This is a genomic window from Rhizobium pisi, assembly GCF_003938655.1.
Taxonomy (GTDB): domain Bacteria; phylum Pseudomonadota; class Alphaproteobacteria; order Rhizobiales; family Rhizobiaceae; genus Rhizobium; species Rhizobium pisi.
Window position 1 is genome coordinate 25,380 of record NZ_RJJT01000004.1, and the last position, 17,052, is coordinate 42,431.

16 protein-coding genes and 3 pseudogenes are annotated in these 17,052 nt (G+C 57.7%); 13 read left to right on the forward strand and 6 right to left on the reverse strand.

The genetic code is table 11. The features are described 5' to 3' along the window. The first annotated feature begins 2 nt into the window (after positions 1 to 2). Entirely contained in the window at positions 3 to 1,337 is a 1,335-nt protein-coding gene (locus EFD55_RS06520) for a glycosyltransferase family 2 protein (protein WP_125843804.1), read from the forward strand. Then, entirely contained in the window at positions 1,334 to 2,467 is a 1,134-nt protein-coding gene (locus EFD55_RS06525; RefSeq protein ID WP_245438404.1) for a glycosyltransferase, read from the forward strand. The genes EFD55_RS06520 and EFD55_RS06525 overlap by 4 nt, the downstream gene beginning before the upstream one ends. Positions 2,468 to 2,486: 19 nt before the next feature. On the opposite strand, the gene EFD55_RS33640 is transcribed toward EFD55_RS06525, so the two are convergent. Continuing rightward, positions 2,487 to 2,705, reverse strand: a complete 219-nt coding sequence (locus EFD55_RS33640) for a hypothetical protein (protein WP_245438328.1) — start codon at positions 2,703 to 2,705, stop codon at positions 2,487 to 2,489. Between EFD55_RS33640 and EFD55_RS06530 the strand changes: the two genes are divergently transcribed. The 7 genes from EFD55_RS06530 to EFD55_RS06560 all read left to right on the forward strand — a co-directional run bounded on the left by EFD55_RS06530 (position 2,697) and on the right by EFD55_RS06560 (position 10,240). Then, on the forward strand, positions 2,697 to 3,665 hold the full coding sequence (locus EFD55_RS06530) for a glycosyltransferase (RefSeq protein WP_245438406.1): 969 nt from the start codon (positions 2,697 to 2,699) through the stop codon (positions 3,663 to 3,665). The two genes, EFD55_RS33640 and EFD55_RS06530, sit on opposite strands and share 9 nt — an antisense overlap. A gap of 18 nt (positions 3,666 to 3,683) precedes the next feature. Further along, on the forward strand, positions 3,684 to 5,522 hold the full coding sequence (gene asnB, locus EFD55_RS06535) for an asparagine synthase (glutamine-hydrolyzing) (protein ID WP_125843806.1): 1,839 nt from the start codon (positions 3,684 to 3,686) through the stop codon (positions 5,520 to 5,522). A 101-nt stretch (positions 5,523 to 5,623) separates the two neighbouring features. Further along, positions 5,624 to 6,547, forward strand: coding sequence for an NAD-dependent epimerase/dehydratase family protein (locus tag EFD55_RS06540; protein WP_245438330.1), 924 nt, complete (start codon positions 5,624 to 5,626; stop codon positions 6,545 to 6,547). After that, a complete protein-coding gene (locus tag EFD55_RS06545) occupies positions 6,544 to 7,467 on the forward strand; it encodes a glycosyltransferase family 2 protein (protein WP_125843808.1) in 924 nt (307 codons plus the stop codon). The genes EFD55_RS06540 and EFD55_RS06545 overlap by 4 nt, the downstream gene beginning before the upstream one ends. A 3-nt stretch (positions 7,468 to 7,470) precedes the next feature. Further along, positions 7,471 to 8,553 (forward strand): GDP-mannose 4,6-dehydratase, encoded by a 1,083-nt coding sequence (gene gmd, locus EFD55_RS06550; RefSeq protein WP_125843809.1) that lies wholly within the window; start codon positions 7,471 to 7,473, stop codon positions 8,551 to 8,553. Positions 8,554 to 8,557: 4 nt separating this feature from the next. Next, entirely contained in the window at positions 8,558 to 9,490 is a 933-nt protein-coding gene (locus tag EFD55_RS06555; RefSeq protein ID WP_125843810.1) for a GDP-L-fucose synthase family protein, read from the forward strand. An 18-nt stretch (positions 9,491 to 9,508) separates the two neighbouring features. Continuing rightward, a complete protein-coding gene (locus tag EFD55_RS06560; RefSeq protein WP_245438419.1) occupies positions 9,509 to 10,240 on the forward strand; it encodes a glycosyltransferase in 732 nt (243 codons plus the stop codon). Between the two features lie 37 nt (positions 10,241 to 10,277). Here EFD55_RS06560 and EFD55_RS06565 read toward each other — a convergent pair whose 3' ends face one another. From EFD55_RS06565 to EFD55_RS06575, 3 genes and pseudogenes are all read right to left on the reverse strand, one after another. Further along, on the reverse strand, positions 10,278 to 11,390 hold the full coding sequence (locus tag EFD55_RS06565; protein WP_125843812.1) for a glycosyltransferase family 4 protein: 1,113 nt from the start codon (positions 11,388 to 11,390) through the stop codon (positions 10,278 to 10,280). A 51-nt stretch (positions 11,391 to 11,441) separates the two neighbouring features. Continuing rightward, positions 11,442 to 11,666: a hypothetical protein gene (locus EFD55_RS06570; RefSeq protein ID WP_125843813.1), complete on the reverse strand. Its 225-nt coding sequence runs from the start codon at positions 11,664 to 11,666 to the stop codon at positions 11,442 to 11,444. A 273-nt stretch (positions 11,667 to 11,939) separates the two neighbouring features. Then, a pseudogene (locus EFD55_RS06575) lies at positions 11,940 to 12,202 on the reverse strand (O-antigen ligase family protein); the annotation flags it as partial. A gap of 10 nt (positions 12,203 to 12,212) precedes the next feature. Here EFD55_RS06575 and EFD55_RS33645 point away from each other — a divergent pair. Further along, positions 12,213 to 12,434: an IS1096 element passenger TnpR family protein gene (locus EFD55_RS33645; protein ID WP_245438331.1), complete on the forward strand. Its 222-nt coding sequence runs from the start codon at positions 12,213 to 12,215 to the stop codon at positions 12,432 to 12,434. Between the two features lie 246 nt (positions 12,435 to 12,680). On the opposite strand, the pseudogene EFD55_RS06585 reads toward EFD55_RS33645, so the two are convergent. Beyond that, a pseudogene (locus EFD55_RS06585) lies at positions 12,681 to 13,077 on the reverse strand (NAD-dependent epimerase/dehydratase family protein); the annotation flags it as partial. A 160-nt stretch (positions 13,078 to 13,237) separates the two neighbouring features. Further along, positions 13,238 to 14,161 carry a nucleotidyltransferase and HEPN domain-containing protein gene (locus EFD55_RS06590; RefSeq protein ID WP_125843814.1) on the reverse strand — a complete coding sequence of 308 codons (924 nt, stop codon included), beginning with the start codon at positions 14,159 to 14,161 and terminating at the stop codon, positions 13,238 to 13,240. Between the two features lie 438 nt (positions 14,162 to 14,599). Here EFD55_RS06590 and EFD55_RS06595 point away from each other — a divergent pair, with 438 nt between their 5' ends. The 3 genes and pseudogenes from EFD55_RS06595 (at position 14,600) to EFD55_RS06605 (ending at position 16,986) form a co-directional block, all read left to right on the forward strand. Next, positions 14,600 to 15,352 (forward strand): class I SAM-dependent methyltransferase, encoded by a 753-nt coding sequence (locus EFD55_RS06595; protein WP_125843815.1) that lies wholly within the window; start codon positions 14,600 to 14,602, stop codon positions 15,350 to 15,352. 69 nt (positions 15,353 to 15,421) lie between these two features. Beyond that, positions 15,422 to 15,775 (forward strand): annotated as a pseudogene (locus EFD55_RS06600) (transposase); the annotation flags it as partial. Positions 15,776 to 16,449: 674 nt separating this feature from the next. Continuing rightward, entirely contained in the window at positions 16,450 to 16,986 is a 537-nt protein-coding gene (locus tag EFD55_RS06605) for a carboxymuconolactone decarboxylase family protein (RefSeq protein WP_245438408.1), read from the forward strand. Positions 16,987 to 17,052: the final 66 nt, after the last annotated feature.

Genomic DNA, 17,052 nt, shown 5'->3' on the forward strand with positions numbered 1-17,052 from the left:
CGATGAATACCGAGGCGGAGTTTGGCACTGCGACAGAGGTGGCCGATTCCGGCCTACCGACCGTGCATGTGATCATTCCAGTCTTCAACAGGCTGCATTTTACTCGTGCCTGTATTGCTTACCTACGGGCCCAGACATGGAGACCGATCAACATCATCGTTTCGGATGGCGGCTCAACGGATGGGAGCGTCGCAACCATTCGTGCCGAATTTCCCGATGTCACGGTGTTGACAACGGACAAGGAGTTCTGGTGGTCGGGATCCATGGCGCTGGGCATAGACCATGTGCTCTCACTCGGCGGCCGACCGGACGATTTGGTCCTGATGATGAACAACGACACGATTCTGGATTCCGACTATGTCGAGACGCTAGTCAAGGCCGCACTTCAGCACGACGCGGCGGTCGGCGGGTTGATCGTCGACAGCAGGGACCCGGAACAGGTGCTCGATGCCGGCGAATATGTCGACTGGGAAGGCTATACTTTCTCGGTAAGGCAGCATGTCGATCCCGGCGAGATCTATCGCGACGACGTGGATGTGCTTCCGGGGCGGGGCAGCATCATCCCGCTGCGGATGATCCGCGCCGCGGGAAATGTCGATGCCGAGATGCTGCCGCATTACCTCGCCGACTACGAGTTCTTCTGCCGTTTGAAAAGCCATGGCTTCAAACTGGGCGTGACCTATGAAACCCGCATCATGGCGCACATCGAGGAAACCGGCATCGTGCCCACGCAGGGGCGCAGCACTTTTCGCTCCATCTGGAACGAGTTGTTTTCTCGCCGGTCGATGAGCAACGTGCGTGACCATTGGCGCTTCATCGGCCGTCATGCGCCGGCTGCCTACCGCAATCGCAACCGGATGCGTCTCATCAAGCGCATCGTCATCGATCTTACCTTGCGTACTGGGGTAAGACCTCTCTTTCTGCCTATCTACTGGCTCACTTCTCTGCCAGGGCGCACCATTGCGTATATCCACAATCAGCGTCGGATGTTTCGGGAGTTCAGGAACGCGATCGCAACCGACGGCGCCGACGTGCTCTGCCGTCCGGAGATATTTCCAGGCGTGATCCGCCTGCCGTTGTTCCTGGTGGCCGCCCCGGGCCCGGTGCAGGAAGCGGACGTGCAATCTGTCGGCCTGGATGTGGCGACGCTGCGGCAGCGCGGTCTTCTGCGCACGCTGCAAAGTGAGAGATGGTTCGGGCTGACGACGATCGACTTTTCGAACCTCCCCGACCGCCCCCAGCTGGAGCGCCTGCGCCGGCTCGCCTGGAACCCGATACCGAAGATAGGCAGGAAACGGGCCTGGCGCCGGTCGATGCGGGAGCTGCACACATCGTGAACGGACCAGAACGCACACTTCGCATCGGGATAGAGCTGATCAGTGATCCGACCTGGATGGGCGGCGTGCTGTATCTACAAAACCTTGCCATCTGCCTTTCTCGGTTGCCGGCCAACGAGCGTCCGCATGTCGAACTCCTCGGCGCGCCGGATGTAGTCGGCAAGTTCCTTGCGGAAAATCATCTAGCGGACGCTTTGGGCCGCAAGAAAGGCCTGCTGAAGCGTATCGCACGAAAGATCGGTCTGAAGATTGCCCAGCCCCCCATCGATATTGTCTATCCGGGCTTCGGGCGCGAGGTAGAAGGCGCGGTGACCTTGCGCTGGATCCCCGATTTTCAGCACCGTTATCTTCCCCATCTGTTCTCGGCAGACGAGATCGCCGCGCGCGACCGTTCCATCGCGGAATTGGCGGCAAAGCCCGGTGTGATCGTACTCAGCAGCGAGGTTGCCGCTGCCGACTTTCGCTCCTTTTATCCCGGTCAGCCGGCGACGCCACGCGTCTGGCATTTCTGCTCGCTGCTGGAGACTCAAGGGGCAGCGGATGATTCGATAGTCGGGAAGTTCGGACTGCCGTCGAAATTCCTTTATCTGCCCAACCAATTCTGGGCGCACAAGAACCATATTGCGGTACTGAAGGCTCTCACAATCCTTAAGCGGGATCATGGTCTTACCATTCCACTTGTGTGCACAGGGGCGCAGTCCGACAGACGCAACGAAAGCCATTTTGCCGGGCTTCTCGCCTTTATCGAGGAGAACGGTCTCCAGGATCAAGTCAAGCTTCTGGGCCTCATCGACCGTGTTACGCAGGTGGAAATCTTCCGGCGCGCCGCGGCGATCGTCCAGCCATCGCTGTTCGAGGGCTGGAGCACGGTTGTGGAGGATACGCGCGCAATAGGCCGCCCAATCTTTCTGTCGGATCTTCCGGTTCATCGTGAGCAAGATCCCGCTCGCTGTACCTATTTCGATCCCGACGAGCCCTCCGATCTGGCTGCGAAGCTCGCCGCCGCCTGGCCCGGGCTCGTACCCGGGCCGGACAGAGCATCGGAACAGAAGGCGCTGCACGAGATGGAAGGCCGCATCCTGGATGCCGGCCGGGTTTTCCATGATATCGCCCGACAGGCGATAGGATAGGCCGTGCATGAGGTTGAAGCTACGGATCGAGTTTCTGGAGGACGAGCAGTGGCTTGGCGGATCGATCTATATCGACAATCTCCTGGCCGCCCTGTCCTCGATGCCTGTCGGAGATCAGCCTGACACGCGACTTGTATTCCTGTCGTCGGGTGAAACCGCGCTCGCTCGGCGAATGCTTCGCTATCCTGTGCTGGCGCGTCAGGCGGCCGGACGCCGGGCAGCCGGATTGATGGCCCACGCGCGGCGCCTTCACCGGGCTATCCTTCGCCGGGCGCCGGCCCTCGGCGCATTCTGGCCGGCGGCGCGCGACACCGTTTATTTCCCGGCCTTCGATGCCTCGCAGCGCTGGCGCACCAATCTCTACTGGGTGCCGGACTTCCAAATATTTCATTTCCCTGAGCTTTTTTCGGCGGAAGAACTCGCGACCCGCACCCGCAGCATCGGCGCGATCGCGGCCACACAGGGCGTCTTACTCCTGTCGAGCCATGCCGCGCTCACCGATTTCCGGCGCTTCTTTCCTGATGCGACGGTCGTGCCGCGTGTCTGGTCGTTCTGCAGCAGCATAGCGGCAGACGAGGTGGGAGCCGGTAAGCAGATACTTGAATCCTACGGGGTGCCGGAACACTTCGTCTACGTTGCCAACCATTTCTGGAAGCACAAGGATCACGAGACGGCCTTCAGGGCACTGAAAATCCTGAAGGATCGCAAAGTGATCGTGAGAATGGTCTGCACCGGCCTGCAATCGGATCGCCGCGATCCCGGCTATTACGACAGGCTGGTCCGGAGCCTCACCGACTGGGGAATCGCCGATCAGGTGACGATCCTGGGCCTCGTGCCTCGGGACCATCAGATCGAACTTTTCCGTGCAGCAAGCCTCGTGCTTCAACCCTCTCTGTTTGAGGGGTGGAGCACCGTGATAGAAGATGCTAAGGCCCTGGGTAGACCCATCCTGGCATCTGATATCGCGGTTCACAAGGAACAGTTGAATGATCTTGAGCAGTGTCATCTGTTCAGGGCGGCGGATGCGAACGATATGGCTGAACGGATCGAGCAGGTACTGCCAGGATCGACGGCTGGACCTTGTGTCGAGACGGAACGCGCGGCAGCCGATCGGCGCGATGCTGCGCGGGTGGCATCCGCGCATGCGTTTGTCGCGATTGCGAACGAAGCGGCCGGCCGTGCGCCGAAAGCCGGATAGAGGAACAGGAAGGCGAGTATGTGCGGCATTAGCGGTATGATTTCAAACTCGGCTCTGACAAGGGCGGACATAGCCGGCGTCGGCCGTATGAACGCGCTGCTGGAGCATCGCGGTCCCGATTCGGAGGGGATGTTCGACGACACAAATGTAATGCTCGCCATGCGCCGCCTGTCGATCATCGATCTCGCCGGCGGACGTCAGCCGCTTTTCAACGAGACGGGCGACATCGTCATCATTTGCAACGGCGAGATCTACAATCACGATGCCCTGCGCGAGGAACTGCGCGCGCTCGGGCACCGGTTCTCCTGCCTGAGCGATGTCGAGACGATCATCCACGCCTACGAGGAATACGGTGTCGATTGCCTCGCCAAGCTGCGCGGTATGTTCGCCTTTGCGCTCTGGGACAAGCGTAACCAGACACTGCTCCTGGCCCGCGACAGGATGGGAGAAAAACCCCTCTATCTGCATCGCGGCGATGCCGGGCGGATATGGTTCTCCAGCGAAATCCGAAGTATTTCCTCCGTAATGCCTAAGCCGCTGAAGCTGACGCCGGAGGCCTTCAACATGTTCCTGACGTTCCAATACGTTCCGGAGCCGCTGACTCCACTCCAGGGTCTCGAACTGTTGCCGGCTGGCCACTACCTGCTGCTGAAGCCCGGCGCGCTCGATAAAGCGCCACAATCCTACTGGGATCTTTCCGACGTCCGAGAAGATGCCGGCAAGCCGGTGGCGGTTACCGAGGAAATTCTCGACAATGCCTGCCGTCTTATGGGCACGGCGGATGTTCCAGTCGCCGTCGCGCTGTCTGGTGGTATCGATTCCAGCCTAGTCGCAGCGCTGACGGCGAGGCATTTCCCGGGCCAGTTGCATGCGTTCACGATCGGTTACAAAGGCCGCCCTGAGACGGATGAGCGTGGTTTTGCCGAGACCCTTGCGAAGGATCTCGGGATCGGCTTCACGGAAGTGGAGCTGGACACGGACCAGGTGATTGACGGCTTCCCGGCACTGGTCGAAGTCATGGATACGCCGGTTGGCGATATCGCGGCTTTCGGCTACTACTCCGTTGCCAAGGCCTCCCGCGAGGCGGGCTATCCCGTCTTGATGTCCGGCATGGGTGGCGACGAATTCTTCTGGGGCTACGAATGGGTGCGCGAAGCCATGTTGCGCAACGAGACCCTGCTGGCGGGCAAGAAGGTGAAACTGCCCTGGTGGAAACGGCTTATGGGGCAGAAGCCCCCCGAAAAGGCGGATTTCTTCGGGGTTCACCCCGATCTGCGCAACGGAGACGCCTGGTCGCGGAAGCTCATGCCGGAAAAGGCACTCGATCATCTGCCGGAGGGCTACTGGCTGAAAGAGGCCGCGCTCGACGTCTCCGGCCCCCTGCATCTGGCAATCTCGAACCTTTTGAACCGCACTTGGCTTCGGTCGAACTGCCTGGCCCTATTCGATCGCATGAGCATGGCGCATTCGGTCGAGGGCCGGTTGCCGCTTCTGGATGTCGAGCTCGTAGACCGGGTTACGGGTATGCGTAACAGCGGCCTCGTCGACTGGCACAAGCCGCACAAGTGGCTCTTGGTCGAAGCCCTACACGACGCTTTGCCGGCCGATGTCCTATCTCGCAAGAAACAGGGTTTCACGCCGCCCGTGCGCGATTGGATGCACGGCATCGTCACTCACTTCCTGCCGCTTGTCGAAAATGGCGCCCTAGTGCGCCAAGGCCTGATCGAGCCCGAGAAGTCTCGGGACCTATCGGCCTACAGCCTGCCTTTCCTCTATAAGCTCGTGCTGCTTGAATGCTGGACGCGTTTGCACATAGAAGGAAAACCTGTAGGCGAGTTGAGTCGCAAGGCCGCTTGAATTTGACCGGGAGGGTCGCGTCCGCCTTTCCCGGCGAGCAGCGCAAGAAGGTATATCGGCCGCGGTGGGGCGGCCCCCGGAAGGATCATTGAGTGCGCAGAGTGACTGATATCGCGTTAGTAACGGGTGCCTACGGCTCGATCGGCCGGCATGTGGCTATTGCCCTTTCGCACAAGGGTTGGACTGTCCATGGCGTCGGTCACGGCAGTTGGGGCGTCGAGGAACAGCGCGCTTGGGGGGTCGAGCGCTGGGCTGAAAACGATGTCTCTCTTGCAGCGCTGCGCTCTCTCGATACTCGTCCGGACATCGTCGTTCATTGTGCAGGCAGCGGTTCCGTGGGTGCGTCGATCAGCGACCCGTATTTGGATTTCCGTAGGACTGTATCGGCCACGGCCGATCTGCTAGAATTCGTGCGCAGCGAATGCCCGCAGGCGACTCTGGTCTATCCGTCGAGCGCCGCGGTTTATGGGATCGCCGAGCAGTTTCCGATACGGGAGGATGCTCCCCTTCGTCCTGCATCACCTTATGGCGCACACAAGCGTCTGGCCGAAGAGCTGGTCCGCGACTATGCGCGGTTATTTAAACTCAACACAGCAATCGTCCGCCTGTTCTCGATTTACGGCGAAGGCTTCCGCAAACAGCTCCTCTGGGATGCCTGTCGCCGCATCAGTGCTGACGAGACCGAGTTTTTCGGGACGGGGCTCGAAACACGCGATTGGCTGCATGTTTCCGACGCGGCCGAACTCATGATCTGTGCAGCGGATAATGCCGGCCCGCACTGCCCGGTGGTAAACGGCGGCTCCGGTGTCGCCGTCACCGTCGCCGATGTCGTCGGCGAACTCTTCGATCTTATGGGCAAGAACGACCGCCCCGTGTTTTGCGGCACCGAGCGGCATGGCGATCCGCGCGACTACCAGGCTGACATATCCCGGGCAGTGGTCTGGGGCTGGCAACCCTCTATTGACTGGCGGGCCGGCTTGTCGCGCTATGCCACTTGGTTCCGTAAGGAATGCGGCCTGGCATGAGGGCGACCCTATCGGAGCTCGGCGTCGGCACAACGCTAAGGCGCATGGCTGGCCTTCGGCTTGGCCTGTTTCAGCAATATCCCCCGCGTCCGCTTAGCATCGCCACAATCGGGCGGTCCGGCGATGACCGCAATCTACCGCGGATTAGTCTTGTTACGCCGTCCTTTAATCAGACCAAGTTCGTCGGCATGACGCTCGACAGCGTTCTGGCGCAGCATTACCCCGATTTGCAGTACATCGTTCAGGACGCGGTGTCTTCCGACGGCTCGCAAGCGATACTCGCGAATTATCGCGACCGTGGTGTTGACATCATTGTGGAAGCCGATAAGGGACAGACAAATGCACTGAACCGTGGTTTTGCCCGCAGCAGCGGCGAGATCATGGCCTATCTGAATTCCGACGATATGCTGCTACCCGGAACGCTTCATCTGGTCGGTCGCTACTTTCGCGATAACCCTTCGGTCGAAGTGATTTACGGAAACCGCCTTGTTGTCGACGAACAGGGAAGCGAGATCGGTCGCTGGATATTGCCGGGGCACGACGAGGAGATCTTGCGGTTTGTCGACTACGTACCACAGGAAACCATGTTCTGGCGGCGCGGTCTATGGGAGAGGGTGGGAGCCGGCTTCGACGAGCGATTTCACTTCGCGATGGACTGGGATCTGATCTTGCGTTTCATGCAGGCCGGGGCGGTGTTCAACCATGTGCCCGAGCTGTTCGGATTGTTCCGCGTTCACGGCAATCAGAAATCCCAAACGGATTTTCGTGAGCGGGGTGCGCGTGAAATGGCGGAGCTCCGTCATGCCCACGCTAATGGCAGGATGAATACGGCGCAGCGTATCATCCGCCATATCGCGTATCTCTTGAAACACAAGCGTGCCGATGCTGCTTTACAGGTCGCTTTACGGAAGAATGGATAGCACATGAAAAAGGCGCTAATCACAGGTGTAACAGGGCAAGACGGCTCTTATCTGGCTGAACTCCTTCTAGAGAAGGGTTACGAGGTTCACGGCCTGAAACGGCGCGCGTCGCTGTTCAACACCGACCGTATCGACCATCTGTATCAGGATCCCCACGAAACCGGCCGCCGTTTCATTCTCCACTACGGTGACATGACGGATTCCTCCAGCCTGATCCGCATCATCCAGCAGGTTCAGCCGGATGAAATCTACAATCTCGCTGCCCAGTCACATGTTGCGGTCTCCTTCGAGGAGCCGGAGTATACCGCTAATTCCGACGCTCTAGGCGCCCTGCGCATTCTCGAGGCGATGCGTATTCTAGGTCTCGAAAAGACCTGCCGCTTCTATCAGGCCTCCACCTCCGAGCTCTACGGACTGGTGCAGGAGATTCCGCAGCGGGAAACGACACCGTTTTATCCGCGCTCGCCCTATGCCGTCGCCAAGCTTTACGCCTATTGGATTACCGTCAATTACCGCGAAGCCTACGGCATGTATGCGTGCAATGGCATCCTGTTCAACCACGAAAGCCCGGTGCGCGGCGAGACCTTTGTAACGCGCAAGATCACGCGCGCGATCGCCCGCATCAAGCTCGGCTTGCAGGATTGCCTGTTCCTTGGAAACATGGATGCCAAGCGCGATTGGGGTCACGCCAAGGACTATGTCGAGATGCAGTGGTTGATGATGCAGCAGGAGACGCCCGAGGATTTTGTTATTGCAACCGGAGTGCAATTCAGCGTCCGGGAATTTGTCGATGCAGCTGCAAGTGAAGTGGGCATAGAAATTTCTTGGAAGGGCGAAGGCATCGACGAGAAAGGCTATGATCCGTCAGGCAAATGCATCGTCGCTGTCGATCCGCGCTATTTCCGCCCCACCGAAGTCGAAACCCTTCTCGGTGACGCGACGAAAGCGAAGGAAAAACTCGGATGGACACCTAAGATTACCTTCGAGGAACTTGTGCAGGAAATGATGCGAGAGGATCTGAAGGCCGCCGAGCGTGACGAACTGGTCAAGCGCCATGGCTTTTCCGCCTATGACTATCACGAGTGAGCCAATGGATAGGCAAGCAAAAATCTACGTTGCGGGGCACCGCGGCATGGTTGGATCGGCGATCGTGCGGCGGTTGCTGGACGGTGGCTACGACAATATCGTGACTCGCACACACGAGGAGCTTGACCTGGCGAACCAGCAGGCCGTCACCGCGTTCCTCGGCAAAGAAACTCCTGACTTCATCTTCATGGCTGCCGCCAAGGTCGGAGGCATCCATGCCAACAATACATTCCGTGCTGACTTTTTATACACCAACCTACTTATCGAGGCCAATATAACTAACGCCGCCTGGCAGGCGGGCGTGCACCGCATGCTGTTCCTGGGTTCTAGTTGCATCTATCCTCGGGATTGCCCCCAGCCGATCCGCGAGGACTACTTGCTGACGGGGCCGCTGGAGCAGACCAACGAACCCTACGCGATTGCCAAAATTGCCGGCATCAAGCTATGCGAGAACTACAATCGCCAGCATGGCACAAGGTATGTCTCCGCCATGCCGACCAATCTTTATGGGCCGAACGACAACTACGATTTGAACAACAGCCATGTGCTACCTGCGTTGATCCGAAAGGCGCATGAGGCGAAGGTTCGGGGCGATCGCGAAATGGTTGTTTGGGGATCTGGCAGTCCGATGCGCGAGTTCCTCTATGTCGATGACATGGCCGATGCTAGCGTGTTCCTGATGGAGAGCGGCGTCGCCGAGGGTCTCTACAATATTGGCACCGGGACGGATGTAACCATCCGGGAACTGGCGGAGACGGTCATGAAGGTTGTGGGTTTTGACGGCGATATTGTGTTCGACCAGACAAAGCCGGATGGCACGCCTCGTAAGCTCCTAAATGTCGATAGAATGAAGAAACTTGGGTGGCAGGCAAGCACACCTCTCATCGAAGGCATCGCCAAGGCCTATGCGGACTTTCAAAACCGGCCGGCGGGTTAAGCTATGAGCGCACCCTTGGTGACGATCGCCGTCCCGTCGTTCAATCAGGGGCGGTATCTCAACCAGGCGCTGGAATCCATCTTCCAGCAGGATGTGCCGGTCGAGGTGTTCGTCATGGATGCAGGCTCGACGGATTGTTCGATCGAAGTCATCCGTCAGTGGGAGCATCGGCTGGCTGGTTGGAGAAGCCATAGCGATAATGGACAGGCCGCTGCCATCAATGAGGGCATTGCGTGCGGCAGCGCACCGTACGTGGCCTGGCTGAACAGTGACGATTGGTATCTGAAAGGCGGACTGGGGCATCTTTGCCGCGCGCTTGCCGACGAGGCGCCGGATGCGCCGGCGGCGTATGGCCTGGCGTTAAATGTCGTAGAGAGGACCGGACGACGTTATCCGGTGTGGGTAGAGCCGTTCAGCGAGCGCAGGCTGGCGCTGCGCTGCATCATCTCTCAGCCTGCTACGCTTATCCGTCGCTCGGCCTGGGAAGCCGTTGGCGGCGCCGATCCGGATCTGCACATGGTCATGGATTACGACCTCTGGTGGCGCCTTTTCAAAGCAAGCGGCCCGCTTCATTTTGTGCAGCAGGATGTCGCCGTCAACCGCGAGCACGAAACGACTAAGACCAAAACCCTGCGCCGCCAGCATTACAGCGAGGCGATCCGCACAGTCCGGAAACATCACGGCAGCGTGCCAATCAAATGGTGGCTGATGCAGCCCTACGCCGTCTGGTACAAGGCCCTCATGGGTTAGGGCCTACCTCTCGGCATCTGTTAACCGTCATCCTCGGTCAGCGTAAGCTTAGGGACCTGTAAAGATCGACGTATTCGGCAACCATGCGCGCCGCCGTGAAGTTTTCCATATAGCGACGGAACGCTGCAGCTCCATAGCGCTGCGTAAGTTCGATATCGTCCGCCAGATCGTTCATTGCCTTCGCCAGTTGCCGGGTGTCATTCGGCGCAACGACGATTCCAGTGACACCATGGAGATTGACGTAGCTCGTTCCGGTTCCGATCTCGCAGCTGATCATCGGCTTTCCGAACCTTTCCGCCTCTACCAGCGACAGACCGAAAGCCTCCGATCGGAGGTGCGAGGGAAAAACCAATGCGATGCACAGTTCGAGTAGCGCCGCCTTTGCGTTGTCGGAAACCGCACCTACGAAATGCAGATTTTGCAGACCGAGGTCGGCCGCGCGCGCCTTGAGCTCGACTTCCATAGGACCGCCGCCGACGATCACAACATCCGCAGTCGCTTCCTTCGCAGCCTCAAGAAGGATGTGAATGCCCTTGTAGTAGCGAAGAACGCCGACGAAGAGAAAGAACGGTTTTGGAAATCGGGCTTTCCACTGCTTCTTTTCAGCTTCATCCGCAGTGGCGGAATCTGCGCCGTCGAGGCCCAACGGGATGACTACGGTCTTGTTCTTGAACCGCTGAAGAACTTCGCTGGATTCAAGATAATTTGGCGATGTCGCAACGATCTGATCCACGCACGAGAGGAAGTGCAACATCAGTGGCCTATACATCCGGCCGAGCGCCTTCTGCTTCACGATGTCCGAATGATAGGTCACAATCGATGGCTTGCGAGGTGGGGTCGCGAAGTGCACCAAGTCCATAAAAGGCCATGGAAAATGGTAGTGTACAATATCGGCCTGCGCGCTCAGTTCGCGAAACTTTCTAAAAACGTCCAGCGAGAAACCGGTCGAGGCCAGCTCGAGATTCTGTTTCGCCTTGTGAGCCATGTGGCCATCGAACTCGACAGTATTGATTAGTGGATCGGGGCTAAGGGACAACACATCGGTCTGAATGCCGTGAGCATTGCCGCCCTTGGCTAGAGCGTGGATCGTGCGCTCGATGCCCCCGAAGGTGTCTGGCCAGTAAGTCTTGAAGAAGTGAAGAACACGCATATGGAAAGCCCTGCTTGACGTAGCGCTGATTGGATAGCTTCAAATCGGTAGCTAAAACAGATTGAGTTTCACCAAGCACACTTTACCAAGCTCGCGATCGGTTCGTCGCTCCAGCGGAGTCGCCCATCCCGACTGTTCTATGACGCTTTCACGCTCGTCGACTTTCGCTGCACGCAGATCGAGGACAACTTGATAGCGGTCGGGATCACCAAGGGACTTGTCGATGCAATAGGGAAAAAGGGCTGCGGCGGTTGCCGCCGATATCTTGTCGGTCAATCCTGCGTATCCACGGTCGCGGCAGCTCCGACTATCATCCCCACCACAGCCCAGGCAATTGACTTCTGTTTATTATTCAACATGGCATTCACTGAATGTGTGTTGCTTGTAGCTGCCCGACGAAAGACTTGAAAGCGGGAATGTCGAAATCCTCGTGTCGTCCATTATGGATAGCGAGGGCTATCGGCGCATCGTACTTCGACCATATCTGCTTGAGCTGCTAAAAACAATCAAGCGCCGACAAAAAGGGAGATGCTCGGAGGTTGCTTGAGGTCAACGCCGAACGACGGGTGAAAAACGCGTAGTGCCGCGATCCGCGCAGATCAGGGCGACGATGAAGGCGAAGATCGGGTCCAATGCCTTCTGCCGAACATGATGCCAAAGCTGCCGGTGATGACGTAACTTGTCGCCAGAAGACGGGCGAGCGCTATGGCCGAATCCCTACCCGGTCCTGCTTCCTTCCTCCACGCGCCGATCACCGGCGTCAGGAGCATAAGTGAAAGTGCCGCCGTGCCGAAGATGCGGGCGTCGATCGATCCCTTGGTGATGCGTCGCGTTATCGACCCATTCCGCATCCGGCTTGATCGGCTTCATGAGATTCTTCAGGAGGCTTTCGGCTGGACCAGCAGCCATCTATATGAGTACAGGGTCCGTGACATCGGGTTCGGCGTGCCTCATGACGGCTTTGATGACTCCATCGGTTCTCGCAAGGAAACTCTTCTTGCCGCTATCAAAGATATCGGCGCGAGATCATTCAAGTATCTCTAAACTTCGGCGACGGCTGGACGCACGACCTTCTGGCTACCGTTGACTTCGATGATCCCTTCTTTCTCGACTTGTCGGACGAGGGGCGACGTACACTACGATCCTGGCGACGTCGACGCCGCCAATCCCGCAAACACGTCGAGGCTCCTGCCGCAAAGTGGAAGCGCCGATCGCGCAAAAAAAAGCCTGACCCTGCGGTCCTCAGCGCATGCTTACGATGAGCCGTGCTGTTTGCGATAGGCCTAGTCAGAGCTTTGATCCTGCAATTTTGGCGATCGCATACCATTCATTCGTGGGCTCGAGCGATCCGGCCAGAAGCGCGTCCTCAACGATCAGGTGATCTGCAAATTTCCAACAGATGCAGGACGAGCCCAGAAACATCAGCTTTTCGACGTCCGCCTTATGGGCTGCGTTGGATGACGTTCGCTTGCAGGATCAAGTTGTCGTAAAGGAAGTCGGCCGGAGAGGTGGCGTTCACAAGCATACCGCCGACTCGCGCTGCAGCCAGGAAGACGGCGTCGGGACGATTCTTCCTCATCCAGGCCTCCACCTCGTCCTCCCGCCTGAGATCGACTTCGGCGCGGGTGGCGGTCAAAATCTCGCAGCCCTCGGATGCGAGGCGCCGCACAATTGCAGAGCCCACCATGCCGCGGTGGCCCGCGACATAGACCCGTTTTCAGGCGAGGCTTAGATCACCTCAGGCATAGGCCAAACCCTTGGTAACACCGACCGACGGACCATTTCGTGCCATCACTTTCAGGTCCTCGCGGACTATCTCCGCTACCAGCTGATCAAGAACATACGTTTCACGAGCCGCCGCCACACAGTACTCCGCTCAGCTTCTCCAAATGCTCGGAGCAAACGGCTTTGACCAACTCAATCAGGTTGGCCGTTTGCTCCCCGAGCCAAGCAAGCGCTTCGTCGGTGATCTCGAAATGCTCGGAGTACCGTGCCTTCACATAGGCTTCGTTCAGCGTGTTGAACCAGGCGCGCTCTCTGTGCAGATCGCGAGGAAAGGCCTCGATCAGTCGTCGGTCCTGCTCCTCCGCAAGCGAGCGTAGGAACTTGATATTGTGCGATGGCGGGCCGTAATTGGTGAGCGTAAGCAGGACACAAGAATAGGCCTGTTCAATCGATTGATGAAGTTCGAATGCAGCATTCTCTGCATACCCCCGATCTATCGCGAAGCGGCCAATTTCGAGGAAACGACTCGCCGCCCTAAACCTTTGCTCGAAATGCCCCTTCGCAACACGTAGCCGACCCTCCGTCGAAAGTAGCTCAGGCAAAGGCAGGGGCTCATTGTCCAGTTCGTACAGAACGATGCCTTCGTTTCTGATGTCGGAGAAAAAATACTGCCCCTCCCTGAGGTAGGTATTCACCTCTCGTCTGGAGTGGACGATGAAGCTCACGGGCGTTTCAATCAAGCTTTCCCGGACTAGCCGGTCGGCTGCCTTGTACCAGTACTCGGCAAACTCGCAGAGCCTGCGGTTGTTGACGATGATCAGGAGATCGAAGTCGGAGCGATATCCCTTCATCGTATAAGGTTCATCGACCCAGCCACCCTTGGCGTAGGAGCCGAACAGGATGATCTTCAGAATCCTGCCCCGCTTCTTGAAATCCGCGGTGCCCTCTTTCAGCGCGTCCTCGAACTCCTCGTGGAGAATTTCGAGAACGCGGCCAATCTCGCGCTGCTTGCGAAGTGGCATGTGGTTGAGAGAGGATTTCATCATGGAGAGCAATGATCGCGGGCGGCTTCAAATCACATCGAGAAATTGAGGCACTTAGCCTGATTCTACACGGGTTGCCTTAAATCACAAATCGTAAATCGACCGGTGACCGCCTCGGTTAGAGACAATCGGCAGTTCCGAGGCTACCACCGTGAGATCGTTCCCACTTCTCACGTGAACAGCTCGCCAAAATTCGCGACGCGATCGTGTCGCATGGTTCTTGACGCGAAATCGTGTCTGTAAGAGCGTTACGGTGGGAAAAAGCAAATCATTTGGCCAACCGGCGAATGCTGCGGCCCTTCGTGAGGGATTTCATTGTCCGGCGGCACTTCAAACACTAGCGAAAATGTTGGTGCAGTGTAATTGTGGCGGAAAATGCAGGGAGCAGTTGAATACCTCTTCCCTGATCTGTAAGCAGGTTGTGATCGGAGAGGAATTTTCATGGACTACAACCTTTACCATGCCACAACTGCCAACAAGATCCTGAATGTCAAAGGCAAGAGAGTTCTGGTTATAGGCTGCAACACTGGCGGAGATTGCACGTATTTTGTCGACCTCGGAGCGAAGGAAGTTCACGGCGTCGATGTCGTTGATGGCATCGGTAGGGACTTCAAGCATCCTCGTGTAACCTATCATCAGGAGAGCGCAGAAGAGATGAAGAGCCTCCAATCTGGCTACTTCGATCTTGTCTATACGTTCGCGACGATGGAGCATGTCCCTGATGTATTCTTGGCATTTGCTGAGATGGAGAGGGTGTTGGCTCCAGGCGGGGCGATCTACAGCATCGCCTCTCCGCTGTGGAACTCTCGCAATGGGCATCATTTCCCCCAGTATTTCGGAGATTACCCATGGGCGCATCTCCGGCTATCTCGCGACGAAGCCATGAAGTATCTGGTCGACAGAAAGATTGAAATTGCTGCGGCGAATGAATCTGCGGAAGTCGTCGTGAATTACATGTATGTGGATGCTTTTAACTTTAATAAGCGTTCATCACGCGACTACGCTGCAGCGACCAGCCGCCTTAAGGGGCTGTCGATTTTGGCAGATAATCTTGATCGAGAACCTGAAGGCGCTGTTCCTGCCGATATCATGCGCGAGCTTGAAGCGAAGGGATATCATGATGATGATCTTCGGGCAGTCACGCACTGCTTCATCGCGAAAAAGCCGAAACGCTGGTGGCAGGCGTTCGCCTAGCTAGCACTACTTTGGCAGATTAACCGGCCATTTACGATGATGGGCCATCTTGGGCATTTTCACAGGGGTGCCCTACGCATTCGGATTGCTGATGGCAACCCGCAACGCATCCTCGACAAGGGACAGCAGCATATGCCGGGCGAAGTGGCGTGGCTCGTTGGTGAATGGCGTTCAAACGACGAGCGCAAATATTATCTCTCCAATCTGCCGGCCGAGGCGACCTTGAAAGCTCTCGCGGCCGCCATCAAAGCGCGATGGGTCTGCGAGCAGGCTCATCAGCAGATGAAGGAAGAACTCGGCCTCGATCACTTTGAAGGCCGATCGTGGCAGGGCCTACACCGACACGCGTTGATGACGATGATTGCCTATGCCTTTCTTGAACATCAACGCCTCAACAAGGCAAAGCGGGAAAAAAAGGAAGAGGCACGGTCCGCCTAAGCCGACACTGCCGGCCATCCGGCGCGCTGTCATAGCCGCGCTCTCAAACCACCATCCACCACAACGATGTCCTCACTGCCGTATCAGGTTCCAAATGACCCCAAATTCAATTCTGCCAAAGTAGTGCTAGTTTCCGTCCACAAACGCCAACTGCCACCGGCGCTGCCTCCGCATATTTCGCGCGTGGGCATCACCTGTGGGCTACAGGTCTGGGCATTGCCAAAACGATATCCGGCGCTACTAGGGAGAATTGGCTGGGGAACCTGGATTCTCGCATGATTTCAATGGCTTAGCAAAAGAGCTTTTGAATTCCCTATGTTTTCCCGTCGCGAGCAACCGTGGATGCCACCTTTGTGCCCTGGCTTTGGGCCTCAGTCAACAGGGCGGACGAGCGGTAATAATTTCCGCTTTCGGACCTCAGTTTTGTGGGTAGGCGGCCATAGGGCGCCGGCAGCTTTGCGCCCCCCATTCTGCCTTTCAGGAAGCCGCCAGAAGTTCCTGAAAGCAGACGCAACGGTTCCATATGAGGCAAGCAAATCGGTACCGCTGTTCCTGCCCTCTCTTCTCACAATGACGCTTCCAAGGCAGAATGCAGCCAGTTCACAGCGACCTGGGAGGAGAAGGTTTTCCTGAGAACCATAGAGCCGGCCGAGGGCGAAGTGGCGACGATCTATGCCAACGAGGTGGCGTCGATGGGACGCGTGATGCAGGCCACCCAATGCTGGTCGGCAAGACCGGACATACTCGCTCCGGTCGAGCACTTGTTGCACCAGATCAGAGATGGATTTTCCCTGGGCCTGGTCAACTTCCGGCTCATTACGCTGGTGACGGCCAAACATGTGCCGTCTAGCTATTGCTCTCACGTCTACTTCAAGGCGCTGTCCAGCATGATCGGAAGAGAACAGACGCTGGCCGTGCATCGCGATTACCGCAACGCCGGTCTAACAGAACAGCAAACCGCCATGCTGGCTTACGCCGAACAGATTACGATCGATGCCTCTCGTATTGGCCAGGCCGATATTGACCATCTCCGGGCCTTGGGGTTCACGGACCTCAATATCGCCGATATCGCTCTCGCCGCCTCGTTTCGCAATTTCCTCAGTCGATATTTCGATGCCGTTGGGGCCGAGGCGGAGACGGACTTTCTGGACGACGATCTGGGTGTCCGAGCTGAATTGTCGGTGGCGCGCCGCTAGTTTACCAGGTTCCGCAATGCGCCTCCATTTCGGATGTAGATGTCACCTCCAAGGGGCCCGAAAGCG

Excerpts from the sequence above, each read along its gene's own strand:
- EFD55_RS06590 (WP_125843814.1), bottom strand. The coding sequence starts at position 14,161 with ATGATGAAATCCTCTCTCAACCACATGCCACTTCGCAAGCAGCGCGAG.
- gmd (WP_125843809.1), top strand. The coding sequence starts at position 7,471 with ATGAAAAAGGCGCTAATCACAGGTGTAACAGGGCAAGACGGCTCTTAT.
- EFD55_RS06595 (WP_125843815.1), top strand. The coding sequence starts at position 14,600 with ATGGACTACAACCTTTACCATGCCACAACTGCCAACAAGATCCTGAAT.
- EFD55_RS06520 (WP_125843804.1), top strand. The coding sequence starts at position 3 with ATGAATACCGAGGCGGAGTTTGGCACTGCGACAGAGGTGGCCGATTCC.
- EFD55_RS06555 (WP_125843810.1), top strand. The coding sequence starts at position 8,558 with ATGGATAGGCAAGCAAAAATCTACGTTGCGGGGCACCGCGGCATGGTT.
- asnB (WP_125843806.1), top strand. The coding sequence starts at position 3,684 with ATGTGCGGCATTAGCGGTATGATTTCAAACTCGGCTCTGACAAGGGCG.
- EFD55_RS06565 (WP_125843812.1), bottom strand. The coding sequence starts at position 11,390 with ATGCGTGTTCTTCACTTCTTCAAGACTTACTGGCCAGACACCTTCGGG.
- EFD55_RS06530 (WP_245438406.1), top strand. The coding sequence starts at position 2,697 with ATGGCCCACGCGCGGCGCCTTCACCGGGCTATCCTTCGCCGGGCGCCG.
- EFD55_RS06545 (WP_125843808.1), top strand. The coding sequence starts at position 6,544 with ATGAGGGCGACCCTATCGGAGCTCGGCGTCGGCACAACGCTAAGGCGC.
- EFD55_RS33645 (WP_245438331.1), top strand. The coding sequence starts at position 12,213 with ATGCGTCGCGTTATCGACCCATTCCGCATCCGGCTTGATCGGCTTCAT.